Here is a 17,942-nt window from a genome sequence, read left to right on the forward strand (position 1 = left end):
TTTAATTTTACGTTTTATTGCCAAAAAAACCGATTTAGAGAATAGGGTGTAATATATGGGATATTTCCGTGGCCCAAATTTGTGTTAATCGCCTTAAGTAAATTAGTATTTAAGCTTGCATTTTTGGATAAAAGTTGATGAAATGAAGAATTTCTTACATTTGATGGTATAGTATAAAATGCGCAAAAATTTAATTATGCCAATTTAATTTGGCATTTTGAATTCAAATTATGCAATAAAATATAATGGAAATTATTGAACATAATACTTCCGTTGAGGATCTTCAGGAGCAATTAGGCCATAAACAGCAGGATCATTTATTTGAAGATGGTTCTCGTTTTCATTCGCTGGGATACGTTTCTGAAGGCAGAGGAATGCTTTATTTGGACTCCAAATTAAATGTACTCGTATGTCCGGTGGCCTTTGAGGGAATGCCAGCCATAGATGATCATTTAGAAGACCTGCTAAAAATGTGGACCGTGGAGCGTATGGTCAGCAAAACGATGTGGTTAGCTAATGAAGAGTTTGGTACGATCACCATTGAGGTCGAGGAAACGGTAAAAGCGGCCCAAAGGCAATATTATAAAATCAATGATTTGCATGAAGATGCCAATACGATCGGCTTTGTGCAGTTTTGTGAACAGTTCGCAACGAATGATCTGGAAATATTTCGGGGGATTAGAAGCGTACTAAAGTTTGAAGATGCCAAGGTATTGAATGGCGAATATGCCTGGATGACTGGTAGATCATCTACTCCTTATAAAGTAGTAGTATGCCTAGATCATCAGGGAGAAAAGCAAATATTCTGGCAATCCAGTTTATTGTCAGAGGGTGTTATTAATCATACTTTAATATCACCTGCCCTGTTTTCTTTTTGTAAGCAGGTGGATTTATCAGCATTGTTTTCAAAATAGCTAAAAACAATGGGGTTGATGTATGGTTTTTATTAAAAAAGCCATGCTATTCGATCGTCTAAAAGAATTACAGCAAGTATCTGAAAAATTAAAAGTGGCCCATGAGCGCCTGATAGATCAATTGGAACACCATGGGATTTCAGAGGAAGTGATGGATCAATTAATTGATTTACACCGAAGGTATTACTCCCTACAAAAGGACTTAAACCAAATTAAGCAAAAATTGGAGCTAGAACAGATCACCAGTGAATTGGAGAAAGAAATGGATACACTGGACAAAAATAATGAATGGCTTAAAAATCATTTTAGGTAATAAATTAGAAATCCCTAGGGATTTCTTTTTTTTTGATGATATTGTGCCAAATCAAAATCTGAATAAAAATGGCAAGTAAAAGAGACTTAAAGAAAGTAGTACACTATTTAACTAATGAGTTTGTAGGTGACGCATTGCTATATTTGTTGATCGAAGAGAAAAATGAAGCTGAAGTAGAATCCCTGGTAGAAAAGGCGGTGAACTTGGAGCAGGAAAAAATTGATGAGGTGAACGCTAAAAATATTGAGGGAAGTAAGAAAAAATATTACACCGGTATTCGTACCGAAACAGTTGAAAAAATCGATGGTTTTTACGGCGAATTGATCGCCTTGATGAAATAAGCCAATTTTTTTTCATTTTTGTTTTTGGAATGGTAAGGCTATTATTCTGAAAATAAAATTGTTAAGCCAGGATAATTTAAAAGGAAGATCGCATGATCTTCCTTTTTTTATTTAATTAGGAATTGGAATAATAATATAAACAATCTATTTTATCCCGTTAACCTACATTTAATCTTAGGAGGTGGGGTGCGTGATTTTAATTAATTTTGCCAAAAAGGTAACATTGTTTTCAAATTTCCTTTTAATATTATTGAAGATCAAATGATTCAATGATGAGAAAAGAAATTACACTTCAAGGGTATAAAGCTCAAATATCTTTAGAGTATCATTCCGATCACAGAAGGCTTGTTGACGTATCGCTAACAGATGGTCTGGAGGTTCTTGTCTTGTTTGAACATGAGGAGGTGATTCCGCCCCATAAATAGTCGGACTTAATTTTTTTTTTACAATATTTGAAATCCGATGAAAAGAGTAACACGAACCAAGGAAGAGAAGCTAGCTATTCTAAAAGAATGCGAGGAAAGAGGAGTAGAAGAAACTCTAAGTAAGTATGGAGTTTATCCAGCCACCTATAAAAATTGGGTGAAAAAATATGAAACCATGGGAGAGGCAGGTTTCACTCGCGGGATGACTATACCTCAATTAAAGGAGATAAAGCGTCTTGAGAAAGAGAATGCCCTATTAAAGGAAATCATCGCTGAAAAGGAGCTTGAATCCAAAATGAAGGATGAGCTGCTAAAAAAGAAATATCCTCAGACGAAAGGGCGGAAATAGCACGAAAATACACTGGTCTGGGGCTAAAACGAGATAAAGCTATTTTGATTGCCCAAATAACAAAACACAAATACTATTACCAGCCTATTAAAGATCGTAAACATATAGGCAGAAAAGCCACTACTACAACTCAAAAGGGGCATTCGGTAGTACCCAATGAGGATGTAATAGGGCAAATTAAGCGCTTAAAAGAAGATCCAATCACTAATTATGGCTATCGTATGATGACCAGTCAATTGAAGCTTGAAGGATATAATATTAATCATAAAAAGGTTTTCCGTTTGATGAAGGACGCAGATTTACTTCAGGAAAAAAGGAAGGTTAGTGATAAAAATTACGTCAAATATCGCTGTGTATGCCCAGAACGCCCATTGCAGGTTTTAGAAATGGATATTAAAATGGTTTGGGTAACAGAGCATAGGCGTCATGCTTATATATTAAGCATTATTGATACATTTACAAGAGTAATATTAGATTGGTCGGTTGGCTATCAAATGGATCAAAAAATGGTCATTAAAGCCTGGGAAAGGGTAATAGATAATTATTTGCAACCAAATGACTTATTGAAACAGGATCTTCATGTTGAATTAAGGAATGATAATGGATCTCAATTTAGCGCTAAAAGCGTTCAAGAATTTTTAAGGGAAAATAGTATTCATCAAACCTTTACACATCCTTATACGCCCCAGGAGAATGGCCATATTGAAAGCTTTCATAGCATTCTTAAGAAGGGCTTGGGACAAGCGCCATTTTGGAACTTAGAGGAATTAAGAGAAAGGTTAGAAGTGTTTTATGAAAAATATAACAATGTTAGATTACATGGGTCAATAGCTCATCTTAGTCCCAATTTGTTTTGGAAGGCGTGGGAATATGATTTGATTGAACGCACAGTAATAAACGAGCGAAAGGTGAAATTTAGACTTACAGTACCCCATAGTCAACTTTCGGGGATTATGAGTCAGAGAGAAGTTCTTTGCTCAAATATACCGACCCTAAATGGGGAGGGATATTTGAATGAGGATGTGAATGGGCCCAACACTCCAAATTCATTACAACCTTCGGTAAATTAATCGCCGTCGATCGTTCTTTGCTAACACAAACTTATAATGGAAAAATAGACCTCACAAGAGGCAAAATCAAAAAAGTCCGAAAATATGGGGGCTAAACCAGAGGCGGCAAATTATTTCTACCAGCAGATGAATGCACATAATGGAGAAGTAATCAGTAAGTTTAACCAGAATGGGTTTTATTCGGCGAATGGCCTAATCTGTTTTGTGTTGAACCAAAATTAGCATTACCTAATCGTTCACCTATCACCAATTAAGATGAAAATCAATTTTTCCCCCTTTAGGCTTATACTATTAAGCCTTTTATTGTTGGCAGCCTGTTATCCAGATCGGGGGCCGCAATTTATCGATGATTTGGATCTTACCATTACCTATTATGATGAGGAGTTTTATGTTGATGGTAAACCAAATGCGCAGTATCGCTATTTTATTTTGAGGGATACTGTGGAATATGTGGGCTCTAAAGATGATGATGATAAGCGGGATGAATTTATTAAGGAGTATTCTGAGGATATTATCGATGCTACCCGTCAGGAGTTTTTGGCTCTTGGATACGAGGAAAAGGATTCCACCTTTATTATGGAAAATGCCAGTGAGTCTTTCGCAGTGAATTTGGTATTTCTAGCACTGAATAATCAGGTGATTGGTGGTGTGCCTGGCTGGTGGTGGGGTCCGGGATATCCTGGTTATTGGGGGTGGTATTATCCTGGTTGGGGTGGAGGCTATTGGGGCGGTTATTATCCTTGGTACCCATCCTATATTTATTCCTATTCTTATCAAACGGGCACCTTATTGACTGAGGTGGTGGATGGACAGTCTTTAAAAGATTATCGGGATTGGCTGGAAGAAAACCCCGATATTGATCCGGAAGATTTAGATCCGGAGGATGTGCCCCCCTTACTTTTCAGATGGCAGGCTTTGGTGGATGGAATTGTTTCCGGTAGTGATAATGTGAACAGAGATCGTTTGTTTGGTGGGATTGAGCAGTCTTTTGTACAGTCTCCTTATTTAATCACTCCAAATCAGTAATCATGAAAACCATCTTCTATCTTTTTATCATACTGTGTATTACTACAGTAACCGCCTTTGGACAAGAATACGCTCCCATACCAGATTCGGCAGTTAGAGATTATAATGTGAGGCGTTCATTCTGGACCATGGATTATGTAATCACCGTTCCAACAGGAGATCAGGAGGCATTCATTGCCCGCACTTCTTTTCGTGGCATATCCGTTACAGGTGCCGGCTTTATTAATGATAATATTGCTATTGGAGGCTCCTTTGGTTGGTATGGCCAGTATGCGGAATTTAACCGATCTACCTATGAATTATTAATTGCTCCCGGAGCGATAACAGGTCGTAAATATGATTATCTATACGCCTTGCCTTTAATGGCGCATGCCAGTTATTTCTTTTTACCGGAAGCGACGGTAGAGCCCTTCGTGAGCTTGGGCTTAGGAGTCCAGTACTCCGAATTGGAAACTCAGATTGGTTCACTAGCAGTGAGAGATGAGGCCTGGGATTTCACCTTTAGTCCTGAGGCAGGTATATATGTACCTTTGGGGCTTTCCGCCACCTGGGGTTTTACGGCTAAGGTGAAATATAATTTTATAACTTATGAAACCAGTCGTATTTCTAATTTGCAAAACTGGGGTTTTCATTTAGGCGTTGGATTTTTGTATTAAATGATTTGTGGGTTCGGCTATTTAAGCCGAATGATTCGATGGTAAATTCATCAAGCCATCGCAAGGCCTCTATCGTCAGTTTATTATAGGTTTTGTTCTTTGATTTTTAATAGCTCCAATTTGGGTAGGCTTGCTCTTCCACATTCGTTTGCTTCTTGGAAAAATTCGAAATAGGCAAAATTTCTTCATTTTCCTGCTTAGCAGCCAAACGAGGATTTAATCAGGAATTATTCGGCTTAAAGGTTTCCAATAGGAAGCCTTTTTTTTGCAGAAAAGGAGGAGTTGCCTATTAGGTGGTTATATTTGCGGGCCATCGCCCGCCTGGGGCAGGGATGAAGCGGGCTTGTCTGAACCACAGCGGCCCAAAAGGCCGATGGGGTGAGCCGCGCGAGCCCGGTGCTGACGCCTGGGCGGCAGCAGTCCCCCTAAAAAAAAATATTCTTTTCCAGAAAATTAAATCCAAAAGCCAATATTCAGATATAGTAAAAATTGATCTTTACTATTAAAGGAGGTGGTCAGCTCAATAGGGCCTATGAAGGAATTATATCCGTAGGTAAGGGCAGCTCCCCATTCCCAATTATGGAAAGTAAAGAGGTTCCGGCGGTTGTCCTCCACTTTTCCGGCATCCATATGCATCTGTAAATAATGATCTTTTAAAACTTCATATTGAAAAGCCAAACTCCCTAACAGGGCATTCGGGCCGGTAATTTCGGCTATTTTAAAACCATGAAAGGAATGTACTCCGGGCTGCTTATAATTATTACCTCTTCCTCCCATAATGGCGTAATAAGCGCCAGGCAGCTGGTCGGCATAGTTAATGTGGAGCATTCCTTTGGTTAAAAGGGTAAATTGGGGGGAGAGGGGAAAAGCTCGTGTTCCCTTGATGTTAATTAATAGGTTGAGCGGTATCTCGCCGAAATGTTTCACTAAACGGCTATCGACCTTGAAACGCCCTCCTTTATGTGGATAATAGGGTTTGTCCAGGTTGTCGCGTAGAATAGCCACCCTTGCCCCGAGGTAAAACCCATTAGTGGAATCTTTTAAATTCAATTCTTTTTCAAAATCACTGTCTCGGAAGGTGTAATCCATAGCGATTCCTGTACTAATGAGCCAGCTTTTTCCCAGATTGGTGTGGGCCATATAGTCGACGGTCAAAGTACGCAGGTAGAGCTCTGTCTTGAAGCCGGTAAAGCCAAACTGCTGGTTGAAATTCATTTGATCGAAATCGACTCCCAGAGAGTAGTCAATGCGGTTTTTGCCATACCACCAATAATCTCCATTTACCCGGAGGTTTTTAGAAATTTTCAGACTGGCATTCATGCGGCTGTCCTTGGTGAATAGGTTGTTATAACTTCCCTGAAACAAAATACCGGGGCCGAAATCAGGATCATAATGGAGCCCTATTCCGAGGCTACCCGGTGTTCGATCCTTTGCCCGGAAGGCAATTTCCACTTGTGAACTGTCTGTGGAAGGTAGGATTTCATAAGATACACTTTTGAAAAAGCGGCTGGCATACATGCGGTCTACGGTTTCTTTCAAATTTTCAAAGTTCAGAGGGTCACCCTCCTGTACCGCGCTTCGTTCTTTTTTTCTTCGCTTGGAAATGTTCTTGCTGCCCACATAATCTACTTTGGAAATCCTTAATTCGTTGGATTTCAGGAAAGGGCGTTTTTTCTTTGAGGCTTTATGGTTTGCATTCAAGCTATCTGCCAATAGTTGTAGTGCTTCCCGGTGTTCCAGAGCAGCGAGTTCCCCAAGTTTAGTAAGGGTGTCGACTTCACTGAAGCTTCCGGCGGAATAGCCGCTTAGATCCGGTCGAATACTAAGATCAACGAGTTCTTTATTTCTTCGGTAATTTTCTTCTCCATAGAAAGACATGGTTTGATTAAGGACGGCAAACATGGAATTGAGGTCTTTTTGCTGGGCCAGTTCTCCATGCACATCCAGACCAATAATGATATCGGCACCCATATTTCGGACTACATCTACCGGATAATTATTAATGATCATCCCATCAACAAGTAAGCGCCCTTCAATTTCAATGGGGGCAAAAACGGAGGGAATAGACATACTAGCTCTCAAAGCATCCGGAAGATAGCCGTGATCAAAAATGACTTCCTCTCCCGTAACAATATCTGTGGCTACGCAGCGAAAGGGAATGGGGAAGTCATCCCAGTTAGGGGAATTAAATGCCGGAGCACAGAGTTCATTCAATAAATTGGTAACATTATGGCCTTCCACGACGCCTCCGGGCAGATGGATGCCCTTTTTGTCGAAGTCTAACCTCAAAAAAGTCTTATAGTAATTATCCCGCTCTTCCAGGTTTAAGCTGGCCCGGTCAATCTGATCTATCAATATGGTTTCCCAGGGGGTATGTCTGGCAATGGAATCCAATTCTTCTGCAGAGTAGCCCATAGCGTAAAGTGCACCGACGATGCTTCCCATGGAATTGCCGGCGACATAATCTATTGGAACCCCAATTTCCTCAATTACCTTCAGGGCACCGATATGGGCCAAGCCTTTTGCCCCACCTCCTGAAAGTACAATCCCTACCTTGGGCCTTTCTTTCGTTTGTGCCCAGCTAATATGAGGTAAAACCAGACAAAGAAGTAAAATGGCGTTGTATTTAAGTGAATTATGGGTTATCATGAAGGGGGCAGAAGTGAACCATATGATTGAATCAACTAAATTATGCATTCTCTATTGTAATATTGTACATATTCGGTAAAATTAAGTTACATCATTATAAATTATCATGCGGGCATTATTAATTGTAGATCTTCAATATGATTTTCTGGAAGGTGGGGCACTTGCTGTTCCTAAAGCCAATGAGATTATACCTGTGGTTAGGGATTTGATGTCTAAAGGGCTTCCCATATTTGCTACACAGGATTTTCATCCTGCAGGCCATAAAAGTTTTGCTTCTCAACATGAAGGCAGGCAGATTGGGGAAATGATAACTATGAATGGCATGCCACAAGTGTTATGGCCGGATCATTGTGTGCAGGGAACGCATGGGGCGGCTTTTTTTGAAGATTTAGAAATAGCCAAGCGCGCTATAGTGGTGCAGAAAGGAAAAGACGTTGAAGTGGATTCCTACAGTGGTTTTTTCGACAATGGCCGACGTCACCAGACGGAATTGGATGAATTTTTAAAAATAAAAAATATTCAGGAATTAATCGTGCTTGGGCTTGCTACCGACTACTGTGTGAAGTTTACGGTGCTGGATGCTTTATCCCTTGGCTATCAGGTTAGGGTAGTGACTGATGGAGTGCGTGCGGTGAATTTAAATGCCGGAGATGGGGAGCGTGCCTTGGCGGAAATGGCCACTGCAGGGGCTGATATTTCCATTTCTTCCGAGATTAAAATATAATGAGTTTACGCTTTTGGTTTAATTTTTGGTAAATGTCCTTTGAAGATTGAATTTGAAATCAAAGGAATGAAAAAAGAAGTTTTACTGTTGGTAATAATTTTACTTCCCTTTTTGGCAAAAGGTCAGACGGTGGAGGACGCAATAGAAAAGTTTGAAAAGGAAGAGTTTGAAACTGAAATACTAGGAGACTGGAGTATGATTACGATGATGTATCATGCCTTTCCTGAGTTTAATGGAGATGGTAATTACCGCTTCTGGATGCAGCAAAACTATAAATTTAAAAATAATCCTTTGAATTTGCGTGCGGAGGAGTCCTTTGGTTTGAAGTATGCGTTGGTAGGGTATTTGGATTTGTATTTACCCATCAATGATCATCTATTATTTGCGGCATCAGTGGGTTCGGGTTACAATTTTACCACGGCAGTAAAAACAGATCCAGAAACCGGAGATGTCCTCCAAAGAGGCGCTGCTGTAAGTCAGCTGGGATGGGCTTTTGTTTTTATTGCTCCTTTTAATATAAAAAATTTAACCCTGGTGATGGCCTCAGAGCCGGAGTATAACTGGGGATTGGAAGTTTGGGATTGGACGAACTTTATCGCGATTGCTTCCTGGAAAGTTAGCAAACGAGCGGCTGTACAGGCGCGTTTGTTAGGAGATTATACCAACGGTAACCTTTATCAGGCAGGTGTGGGGATGAGTTTTGATTTGAGTAGATAAGTAGGTTTTATTGTAAAGCATAAAAAAAGGCGATCTGATTTAGAAAGATCGCCTTTTTTGTGCGCTTTTAGCCGAATCATTCACTACAGAATACATAAGACCGGCCCAATCCTCTTATTGTCAATTAGTAACAGGTGCTTTTCATTGGTTTTTACTAGCCTCAATTGGGCTAAGCCTGATTTCTCTTTACGGTCTTCATCTTTGGAAAAAACTTCAAATAGGGCTACTCCTACATTTTGCTCGCCCTGCAGCTCAAGGTGGATTTAAGCATGGATTATTCGGCTTAGTTTTTTCTTTCTGAATTGAATTTTATCGCTGTGCGAATTGTTTCCACAACCGCCTTTTTTTGCGTGCTTTGAAAATCGTTAATGTTAATGGTTCTGACTTGTTTCCGGTTTTTTTCTTCTAATATACCTGCGGCATCAGGTAGAAATTTCCCCCAATAAAAACCGATATCGCAGCCACTGTCTTTTTTGTGAGGATTCAGGTAGCAAAGCGGGCCCCTGAAATAGAAGAAGGGAATGCCATAAGCGATTTTTTCGGTAATCTCCGGATGGCAGGAAAGGATTTGGTACCGTAGTTCCTCCAGGATTTCCCGTTGAGGAGTCTCCAGATTGAAAATAAATATTTGGACTGCTTCTTTTCCCATTTTATCGATTGGTTTGGGTCATATCAGCAGGAACTACTAAAATAAAGTCGGCTTGCCCCAGATGTTTATCCTCCAATTGATCCAATTCCTCCTGATATACTGTGGCGATGGTAATGATGGCCAGATCCGACTGTATTCTTCTTAAATACCAGGGGATTCCTTGTTGGAAATCGGAATGGTAACTTCCGTGTAAATGCAAGAATTGACGATCCGATTGCACATGCTGAAAAATATTGTGTGCCATGGTGGCGTCTTTTACCGCCTGGGCATAGATGATATTAGCGCCTGCATGGCCTCCCATCATTGCCCGCATTTTTTGATATTGGCTAAGCGTGGTATCTACCGGAATAGGCAGGGGAGCAATCAGAGCATGGCTCTGGGCAGGCAAGGAGGCCAGTATATCCAGGCCCTGCTTGAAAACGATATTGGCATATCTTCTCGGGATATTGGTAGCCACTACTTCCAGATGGTTTTCTTTCGCCCAATCCATGATGGGTTGGTAATCTGTGCTCTGGTTTCCCCAGAGTCTGGCCTGATCACTGAAATTCTTTTTGCTGATCAAGCCTTGCATATATTCTGTCACGAGTAATTGTTGGTCCGTTTCCAGCATCTCCAAACCCAAATCCAGTTTTTTATTTTGACTATAAAGCCCCTGAGCTAAATGGTTTTGCATCCAGTGTGAGATGGGATCTGTATGTAATTCTCCAAATAAAATCACCCTTGCGGAAGCACTCCCTTTCAGTACTTTTTTGAAGTTAGTTTTTTTGCCATTGGCGGTGAACCATTGGTAGGCCGCAGGCTGCGCAAAGGACTGATTAGCGAGGGTATAAAGTATAAAAAATAAAATACCTATGAATGGTCGTTGGGATGTTTGGAATTTCATTTGAAGTTTGTAAGCTTGATTAATATTTTTGGCAATATACAGTTTTTGATTATTTATAATCAATCTAATTAAGATAATGTTAGACTTCGATTATCATTTGTTTGTACTCTCCTTGTGTAATAACGTTGGGAAAGTAGCCCTTAGTTCCGCTAAGCAATATATGGATCGGTATGAGGTTGATTTTCCTAATGAACAGGCATATGTTCAATTAATCAGCCAGTTAAAAAGTGAGAACGGTAGAATTAAATCCATTACCAGGGCAGATATTCAAAAGGCGCTGGACCTTTCTGATAAAATACTGGACCGATCAGAAGCTGCGGGCATACATTTGATTCAAAAACAAAATGCCTATTATCCACCGCAATTAAGAAAAATACCCGATAGCCCAGAGTTTTTGTATGCCAGGGGTAATCTGGATGCACTTTTGGGAAATCATATGGCCATTGTTGGAAGCCGATCTCCTTCTGAATTCGGACTGAAGGTAGGGGAGCGACTGATTGGGAAATATCTCCTCCAGGCTTATGATTATACCATAGTAAGTGGCCTGGCAAAAGGCTGTGATGCGATGGCGCATAGAATGGCCCTTTCATATGGCACCCCGACAGTGGCCGTTTTGCCCACGGATCTTTTAAATGTTTATCCTTCGGAGCATGCGCCTTTGGCTCAAAAAATTGCCAGGGAAGGCGGCTGTCTGCTTTCCGAGTATCCTTTAGGTACTGTTCCTCAAAAGCAGTATTTCAAAGAAAGGGATCGGATTCAGGCAGGAATGAGTAATGGGGTGATTGTGATAGAAACGGAGCTGCAATCCGGTACTATGCATACTGCTCAATATGCACAGGAATTTGCCAAGCCGAGGGCCTGTATATTTGCCCATGATCATCCGAATTATCTTACCAAAGGTTACCAGCTTCTTCCTACTTTTCAGGGGAATAAGTTTTTAGTGGAAGATAAGCATTGGTTTCCTTTGCGGAATGCGGAAGATATTCAAAAATTCCATCAGCAGGTTGATCGAAGTAGTCACCAGCAAAGGATTTAGGAGGATCACCAATTTTGGCTTATTGTTTTTCGAAGGGTTAGTTTATCGACCAGGTATTATGTTGGTTTTTATTAATTGATAGAATACAATTCTTTTATAGAAGGAAATTGAATCACCCTGTTAATTGAAAATAAATACAGCAGGCATTTCGGAGCTAGCTCAATGGGGACAAACAGGTCAATCAGGGTTTCCTAAATTAGAGCATGTTAAAAGCGCACCATCCGGCGGCAAATTCGAATTAACGGAAGCGATTTTGGATAATTTCTTAACAATAGCGCTGCCATTCTCTCAAAATAATCCTTTATCACATCTTCAATACTTCAAATTTTCGCTGCGAATTTTGACTGTTAAACACGCTTTTATTTCCACCGAGGGATCCGACAAGTATTCATTTTCTTCGAGCATGATCTTTACAATACCATAGGTGGTTTCTGTAAAATGTAGGCTAAAAAGGTACAAGTTTTAGGCCTATGCCTCCACAAAGGCATTGATGAGATAAAGTAGTTTATGGAATAGATCCGATTGGAACTTGCGATTATGGTTTGAGATTCAGGGGAATTTCTACCGCAGTTTGATCCCACTTCATAGTCCAAATTAAAGCATCCGGCTTCTGGTTCAATTCCATGGTAAACGGTTCAATAATCGGTTTTATTTGCTTCACCGGCACCTTAAATCTTAATACATCCAATTCAGGTTCGTATACTTCCCCGAAAGGAGACATGCCCCAATAATCCACTTTTTTATTGATGGCTATAGTCCAGTGATCTTTTTCAGGAATCGTATACAGGGAATATCGCCCCTGCTTTAAAGTATCATTATAAATAAGTAGATCCTTGTTGGTGGTGATTTCGGAGGCATCATTTGCTCCGGTGCGCCAAATTTTGCCATAAGGCACCAAAGCTTCTTCTTCCTCTGTACCGAAGATTAACCTCCCTTTTTTGGTAGGTTGACAATAAGTGAGTTTCAATGCCCAATCCTCTTTTACGAACTTAACGGTGTCTGCAGGAGATATCGCATAAGCTCTTTCCTTGATTTTATCGCAGGAAGCAAGAAAGGGGAGAAGCAGGAGAAGCAGGAGGGGATGTGGAGACGAGCAATTCATAATTCAGGTATTTATAACCAATATAATATTATTTTAATAATATTAAAATGCAGGCAAGGATTGGTGTCCTGAATTATGAATTTCAAATTGCTCTTAAATTAATGCCAACTCCAGTATTTCTCTGGGGAATTTGGCAATAAAGGACCTTTGTTGAGTAATAATGATGGGGGATTTCAACAAGTCCGGGTGTCGGCAAATAAGGTCAATAATTTCCTCTGGTGACATTTCTTCAATATGTTCAGCAAACATTCGGTAATAGGCCGAATCCTTATTGATTATTTCCCAAATTGATAAATGTAAATGTAAAGAAAGCTGTTCGATCTCCCCTTTTGTTAACTTTTTATGGGAGATATCTTCCGCTTTATATTGTGGGAAAATACTTTCTACATAGGTTAGAATTTCCTGATCAAGAAACTTCTCTCCATTATAGAAAATAAGCGCAGGGTACAATGTTAAATCTTTCATGGGCTCAGGGGGATTTGGAAACCGTATTTATAATTTACCCAATAATCCTAAAATCTTATTTGATGAATGTTAGCTAGAGGAATGACTTTTGTCATGTTGAAATTTTGCGGTTCCGTACTTATATCATCACGAAGGTGGAATTTTCAATATACTTTCCTCAAGGAAAGGGAGTATGCTTAGTCAGAATGGAGTAAAATAACAATAGCTCAATAGGCTGTTATGAATCTCATTAGTGAGATAAAGCTTTATTGAAAAATAAATAAATATCGCTTGCTATTTTAAGGATTTTGAATTTCCTTTGAGGTGTAATGAAAATCAAAGACACAAATATCGCCCTTTTAACGCTAGCCACTGAGCCTTCAGTAGCTTTGGCTATTTGTGTTCGACGCGTTTTGCGACGCCGCCGCCCTTAGGGCGTGTTTTTTTATGTCGGAGCTACGTGCTCTGATCTCTTCGAAATATATACCCAAATTTATTGAATGACCGAAAAGGGGCTCTGAAATTTTAGAGCTTAATAAGGAAACTCTTAATCGTTTCATGAGGGTTATCCTATGTTCTTTTGTGTCCCTGGGTAGGCAATTCCAAATTTTTAATAACATTCTGAAATTAACCGGATTTTTTCGGTTGACGTCTTATTTCTGATTTCAAATGACAGGGATAAAAATAGTAAAGGCCTCCAGCGAGCATATGGTACTGGCTGGGAAGATTTGCGAGGCTTTGGCCGAATCAGCTCAACAAAGAGGAACGGGTATCGCCACGCGTTCTCAGGAATATATTGAGCAAAAATTGAGTCGGGGGCGGGCGGTACTGGCTTTAGATGGAGATAAACTAGCCGGATTTAGCTATATCGAGGTCTGGGGGCATGAGCGGTTCGTGGCCAATTCGGGCCTGATCGTATTGCCGGATTACCGTAAATATGGCCTGGGGAAAAAGATTAAGTCGGCCGTTTTTAAACTTTCCAGGGAGCTTTTTCCAGATGCCAAGATTTTTGGAATTACCACCTCTTTAGCGGTGATGAAAATAAATTCGGATTTGGGATATAAACCCGTGACGTTTTCCGAGCTCACGGATGACCCTACCTTCTGGCAGGGCTGTCAGAGTTGTAAGAATTTTGATATTCTTCAGCGTAATGAGCAGAAAATGTGCTTGTGTACGGGAATGTTGTTTGACCCGAAAAAGAACAGCAAAAGTAATGTCCAAAAGGCCATAGATAAGATTATCCGGGTGGCCGGACGGAAAAAAGCAGTGTAGAATTTTTTTAAAGCGTATATATAATGTCAGCAAAGAAAGATAAAGTCGTTTTAGCCTTTAGTGGAGGCCTTGATACCAGTTATTGTGTGAAATACCTGACCCATGAATTGGGTTTGGAAGTACATACCGCCATTGTGAATACCGGTGGTTTTTCCGCGGAAGAATTGCAGGAAATTGAAATGAAAGCCATGGGGCTGGGGGCAGCTTCTCACAAAACTTTGGATCAGGTGGAGACCTTTTACCAGCAATGTGTGAAGTATTTGGTTTTCGGAAATGTGTTGAAAAATAATACTTATCCTTTGTCTGTAAGTGCCGAGCGAGTATTTCAGGCAGTGGCGATAGCGGAATATGCAAAAGAAATTGATGCAGCGCATATTGCCCATGGAAGTACTGGTGCAGGAAACGATCAGGTACGTTTTGATTTAGTTTTTCATATTCTTTGTCCTGATGTGAAAATCATTACCCCTATTAGAGATCAGCAATTAAGCCGCCAGCAGGAAATTGACTATTTGGCGCAGTTTGGGGTAGAGAAGGAATGGGCTAAAGCACAATATTCCATCAATCAGGGGCTATGGGGTACCAGCGTGGGGGGAGCAGAAACCCTGACTTCCCATCAGGCATTACCGGAAGAAGCTTATCCTACTCCTGTAAGCAAAGAAGGGCAGGAAACGGTTACTTTGGAATTTGAGAAAGGAGAGTTGGTGGCCGTCAATGGCGAGAAAGCCTCCCCGGTGACCAATATTGAAAAATTAACCGCTATTGCGGCCCCTTATGGTATTGGCCGGGATATTCATGTAGGAGATACCATTATCGGGATTAAAGGCAGAGTAGGTTTTGAAGCTGCCGCACCACTGATTATGATTAAGGCGCACCATGCCTTGGAGAAACACACCCAAACCAAATGGCAGCAATACTGGAAGGAGCAGTTGGCCAACTGGTATGGTATGCTGGTACATGAAGGCCAGTTTCTGGATCCGGTGATGAGAAACATTGAAACTTTCTTAGCAGAAACCCAGGAAAATGTAAGCGGAAAGGTTACCGTGCTGCTGGCGCCTTATCGTTTCCAGGTGGAAGGCATTAGTTCAGATTTTGATTTAATGAGCAGTGACTTCGGTAAATACGGAGAGGAAAACCTAAGCTGGAGTGGGGAAGATGTGAAGGGATTTACCAAAATTTTAGCTAACCAAACCAAAATTTTTCACGCTATTCAAAAGCAAAAGCAGTCATGATTAAAGTAGGAATTATCGGTGGGGCAGGTTATACTGCCGGAGAATTATTGAGACTTTTGGTACATCATCCTCAAATTCAAATCCAGTTTGTGCAGTCTACTTCTCAGGCAGGGCTGAAAGTGAGTGAAATTCACCATGATCTGATTGGTGATTTTGACCAGGAATTTGTGGCGCAGCATCAGGACAATGTGGACTTGCTTTTTCTTTGCATGGGCCACGGAAAGTCAAGAGAATTTATTGATAAAACCATTCTTTCCTCTTCTGTTAAAGTCATTGACCTGAGCCATGATTACCGTTTGAAGGATAAGTCTGTGGCTTCTGATCATCGGGTATTTATTTATGGCTTACCGGAATTGAATAAAAATGCCATCAAAGGGGCTAATCATATCGCTAATCCGGGATGTTTTGCTACTGCCATTCAACTGGCTTTATTGCCAGCGGCAGGACTGATCCAGGATGATGTGCATGTTCATGCCATTACCGGGTCCACAGGGGCAGGCCAGAATCCAACCGCCTTTACGCATTTCTCCTGGAGAAATAATAATGTATCCCATTATAAGGCTTTTGCCCATCAGCATTTAGGGGAAATTGGTGAAAGTATGGTGCAGGCGGGTAATGGTTTTGATCATGATATTAACTTTTTGCCTATTAGAGGTGATTTTGCCAGAGGAATTTTTGCAACGGCTTATTTCAAAAGTGATTTAACACTAGAAGAAGTCAAGGCTAGATATGAGGAATTTTATGCTGACGCAGCCTTTACTCATGTGGTAGATCATAAAATTTCTTTAAAAGAAGTCGTAAATACGAATAAATGTATCCTGAGTATAGAAAAGATAGATGGCAAAATATTAATCACTTCTTGTATTGATAATTTGTTGAAAGGAGCTTCCGGACAGGCGGTACAAAACATGAATTTAATGTTTGGTCTTCCTGAGAATACCGGTATTCAGCTTAAAGCAAGCATGTTTTAATTAGTGATTATGAATTTATTTGATGTATATCCTTTAATGCCTGTTACACTGACCCATGGGGAAATGTGTCGGGTATTTGATGAGAATAATAATCCATATTATGATTTGTATGGGGGGCATGCTGTGATTTCCATCGGACATAATCATCCGCACTATTTGTCCCGTCTTCAGGATCAAATGCGCAAAATTGGCTACTATTCCAATAGCGTGCAGATACCGATTCAAAAGGAAGTGGCTAACAAATTGGGCGCATTATCCGGTTATCCGGATTACGCCCTGTTTTTCTGTAATTCCGGAGCAGAAGCCGTGGAAAATGCCCTGAAGCTGGCCTCTTTTCATACCGGTAAAGCGGGCATTATTTCCTTTAAAAAAGGGTTCCATGGCCGTACTTCCGGCGCGGTTGCCGTAACGGATAATCCCAAAATTCAGGCGCCTTTCAATCAGGGACATCAGGTTGAAATTCTGGAGCCGGAGCAGTTGGGTACAGTAGAAGATGTGCTGAAAAAAGGAGAAACGGCAGCGGTAATTATTGAGGGAATTCGAGGAGTAGGGGGGATTTATGTGCCTTCTCCGGAATTTTTACATGGATTAAGAGCTTTATGTGATGAATATGGCGCCCTATTGATTTTGGACGAAATTCAATCCGGTTTTGGGAGAAGCGGTAAGTTTTTCGCGCACCAGCATCAGGGCGTGCAGGCCGATATCATAACCATGGCAAAAGGCATGGGGAACGGTTTCCCGGTGGGAGGAATTTTAATTTCCCCCAAGATTGAGGCTTCCTATGGATTATTAGGAACTACTTTTGGCGGAAACCACTTAGCCTGTGCAGCTACTTTGGCGGTATTGGAAGTGATAGAGGAGGAGGAACTGATCCCTTATGTGGCCGAGGTAGGAGCGGAATGGAAAAAACAGATAGAGGCGATTCCTGCTGTTCAAAGCGTAGAGGGTTTAGGCTTTATGCTTGGGGTAAATTTTGATTTCCCCATTAAAGATATGCGTAAATCACTGGCCATGGAACATCATATTTTAACAGGTGTTTCGGCTAATCCTAATCAAATACGATTGCTGCCTACCCTTAATCTGGGGAAGCAGAGCATGGATATTTTTGTTGAGAAGTTACAAACGGTACTTCTTGAGATGCAGTTAATATAAGTTTAATTTTTCACCATTTT

At 40.7% G+C, this 17,942-nt stretch carries 19 protein-coding genes; 14 read left to right on the forward strand and 5 right to left on the reverse strand.

Annotated elements, in window-relative coordinates; all coding sequences use genetic code 11:
• The first annotated feature begins 245 nt into the window (after positions 1-245).
• The 7 genes from AAA970_RS21660 to AAA970_RS21690 all read left to right on the forward strand — a co-directional run bounded on the left by AAA970_RS21660 (position 246) and on the right by AAA970_RS21690 (position 5,094).
• On the forward strand, positions 246-914 hold the full coding sequence (locus AAA970_RS21660; RefSeq protein WP_338238965.1) for a hypothetical protein: 669 nt from the start codon (positions 246-248) through the stop codon (positions 912-914).
• Between the two features lie 22 nt (positions 915-936).
• Complete coding sequence (locus tag AAA970_RS21665) at positions 937-1,227, forward strand: hypothetical protein (RefSeq protein ID WP_060689085.1); 291 nt, start codon at positions 937-939, stop codon at positions 1,225-1,227.
• Positions 1,228-1,295: 68 nt separating this feature from the next.
• Complete coding sequence (locus AAA970_RS21670; protein WP_060689086.1) at positions 1,296-1,568, forward strand: hypothetical protein; 273 nt, start codon at positions 1,296-1,298, stop codon at positions 1,566-1,568.
• Positions 1,569-2,030: 462 nt separating this feature from the next.
• The gene (locus AAA970_RS21675) at positions 2,031-2,342 is read left to right on the forward strand and encodes a transposase (RefSeq protein WP_053404356.1); all 312 of its coding nucleotides are present in this window, start codon (positions 2,031-2,033) and stop codon (positions 2,340-2,342) included.
• Positions 2,343-2,359: 17 nt separating this feature from the next.
• Positions 2,360-3,412: an IS3 family transposase gene (locus AAA970_RS21680; RefSeq protein ID WP_338237706.1), complete on the forward strand. Its 1,053-nt coding sequence runs from the start codon at positions 2,360-2,362 to the stop codon at positions 3,410-3,412.
• Positions 3,413-3,667: 255 nt separating this feature from the next.
• Positions 3,668-4,438 (forward strand): DUF4136 domain-containing protein, encoded by a 771-nt coding sequence (locus tag AAA970_RS21685; RefSeq protein ID WP_338238966.1) that lies wholly within the window; start codon positions 3,668-3,670, stop codon positions 4,436-4,438.
• 2 nt (positions 4,439-4,440) lie between these two features.
• Positions 4,441-5,094 carry a hypothetical protein gene (locus AAA970_RS21690; RefSeq protein ID WP_338238968.1) on the forward strand — a complete coding sequence of 218 codons (654 nt, stop codon included), beginning with the start codon at positions 4,441-4,443 and terminating at the stop codon, positions 5,092-5,094.
• A gap of 453 nt (positions 5,095-5,547) precedes the next feature.
• Here AAA970_RS21690 and AAA970_RS21695 read toward each other — a convergent pair whose 3' ends face one another.
• Positions 5,548-7,743: a patatin-like phospholipase family protein gene (locus tag AAA970_RS21695; protein ID WP_338238969.1), complete on the reverse strand. Its 2,196-nt coding sequence runs from the start codon at positions 7,741-7,743 to the stop codon at positions 5,548-5,550.
• Between the two features lie 106 nt (positions 7,744-7,849).
• Between AAA970_RS21695 and pncA the strand changes: the two genes are divergently transcribed.
• Positions 7,850-8,467 carry a bifunctional nicotinamidase/pyrazinamidase gene (pncA, locus tag AAA970_RS21700; protein ID WP_338238970.1) on the forward strand — a complete coding sequence of 206 codons (618 nt, stop codon included), beginning with the start codon at positions 7,850-7,852 and terminating at the stop codon, positions 8,465-8,467.
• Between the two features lie 66 nt (positions 8,468-8,533).
• A complete protein-coding gene (locus tag AAA970_RS21705) occupies positions 8,534-9,184 on the forward strand; it encodes a hypothetical protein (RefSeq protein ID WP_338238971.1) in 651 nt (216 codons plus the stop codon).
• 283 nt (positions 9,185-9,467) lie between these two features.
• Here AAA970_RS21705 and AAA970_RS21710 read toward each other — a convergent pair whose 3' ends face one another.
• Both AAA970_RS21710 and AAA970_RS21715 read right to left on the reverse strand, forming a co-directional pair.
• Complete coding sequence (locus tag AAA970_RS21710; RefSeq protein WP_338238972.1) at positions 9,468-9,833, reverse strand: DUF1801 domain-containing protein; 366 nt, start codon at positions 9,831-9,833, stop codon at positions 9,468-9,470.
• Between the two features lies 1 nt (position 9,834).
• Entirely contained in the window at positions 9,835-10,716 is an 882-nt protein-coding gene (locus tag AAA970_RS21715; protein WP_338238973.1) for a ChaN family lipoprotein, read from the reverse strand.
• 76 nt (positions 10,717-10,792) lie between these two features.
• On the opposite strand from AAA970_RS21715, the gene AAA970_RS21720 reads away from it, so the two are divergent.
• Entirely contained in the window at positions 10,793-11,752 is a 960-nt protein-coding gene (locus AAA970_RS21720) for a DNA-processing protein DprA (protein ID WP_338238974.1), read from the forward strand.
• Between the two features lie 535 nt (positions 11,753-12,287).
• On the opposite strand, the gene AAA970_RS21725 is transcribed toward AAA970_RS21720, so the two are convergent.
• Both AAA970_RS21725 and AAA970_RS21730 read right to left on the reverse strand, forming a co-directional pair.
• The gene (locus AAA970_RS21725) at positions 12,288-12,854 is read right to left on the reverse strand and encodes a DUF2911 domain-containing protein (RefSeq protein WP_338238975.1); all 567 of its coding nucleotides are present in this window, start codon (positions 12,852-12,854) and stop codon (positions 12,288-12,290) included.
• 93 nt (positions 12,855-12,947) lie between these two features.
• Positions 12,948-13,319 carry an ArsC/Spx/MgsR family protein gene (locus tag AAA970_RS21730; protein WP_060689100.1) on the reverse strand — a complete coding sequence of 124 codons (372 nt, stop codon included), beginning with the start codon at positions 13,317-13,319 and terminating at the stop codon, positions 12,948-12,950.
• Positions 13,320-13,967: 648 nt separating this feature from the next.
• On the opposite strand from AAA970_RS21730, the gene AAA970_RS21735 reads away from it, so the two are divergent.
• Genes AAA970_RS21735 through AAA970_RS21750 form a run of 4 tightly spaced genes read left to right on the forward strand, consistent with a single transcriptional unit; the run spans position 13,968 to position 17,922 of the window.
• Positions 13,968-14,570 (forward strand): GNAT family N-acetyltransferase, encoded by a 603-nt coding sequence (locus AAA970_RS21735; RefSeq protein WP_338238976.1) that lies wholly within the window; start codon positions 13,968-13,970, stop codon positions 14,568-14,570.
• Between the two features lie 23 nt (positions 14,571-14,593).
• Positions 14,594-15,799 (forward strand): argininosuccinate synthase, encoded by a 1,206-nt coding sequence (gene argG, locus AAA970_RS21740; protein ID WP_338238977.1) that lies wholly within the window; start codon positions 14,594-14,596, stop codon positions 15,797-15,799.
• The gene (gene argC, locus AAA970_RS21745; RefSeq protein ID WP_338238978.1) at positions 15,796-16,770 is read left to right on the forward strand and encodes an N-acetyl-gamma-glutamyl-phosphate reductase; all 975 of its coding nucleotides are present in this window, start codon (positions 15,796-15,798) and stop codon (positions 16,768-16,770) included. The genes argG and argC overlap by 4 nt, the downstream gene beginning before the upstream one ends.
• Before the next feature lie 9 nt (positions 16,771-16,779).
• The gene (locus AAA970_RS21750; RefSeq protein ID WP_338238979.1) at positions 16,780-17,922 is read left to right on the forward strand and encodes an aspartate aminotransferase family protein; all 1,143 of its coding nucleotides are present in this window, start codon (positions 16,780-16,782) and stop codon (positions 17,920-17,922) included.
• Positions 17,923-17,942: the final 20 nt, after the last annotated feature.

It is taken from the genome of Persicobacter diffluens (assembly GCF_036244895.1).
In the GTDB taxonomy this organism is placed as follows: Bacteria; Bacteroidota; Bacteroidia; order Cytophagales; family Cyclobacteriaceae; genus Persicobacter; species Persicobacter diffluens.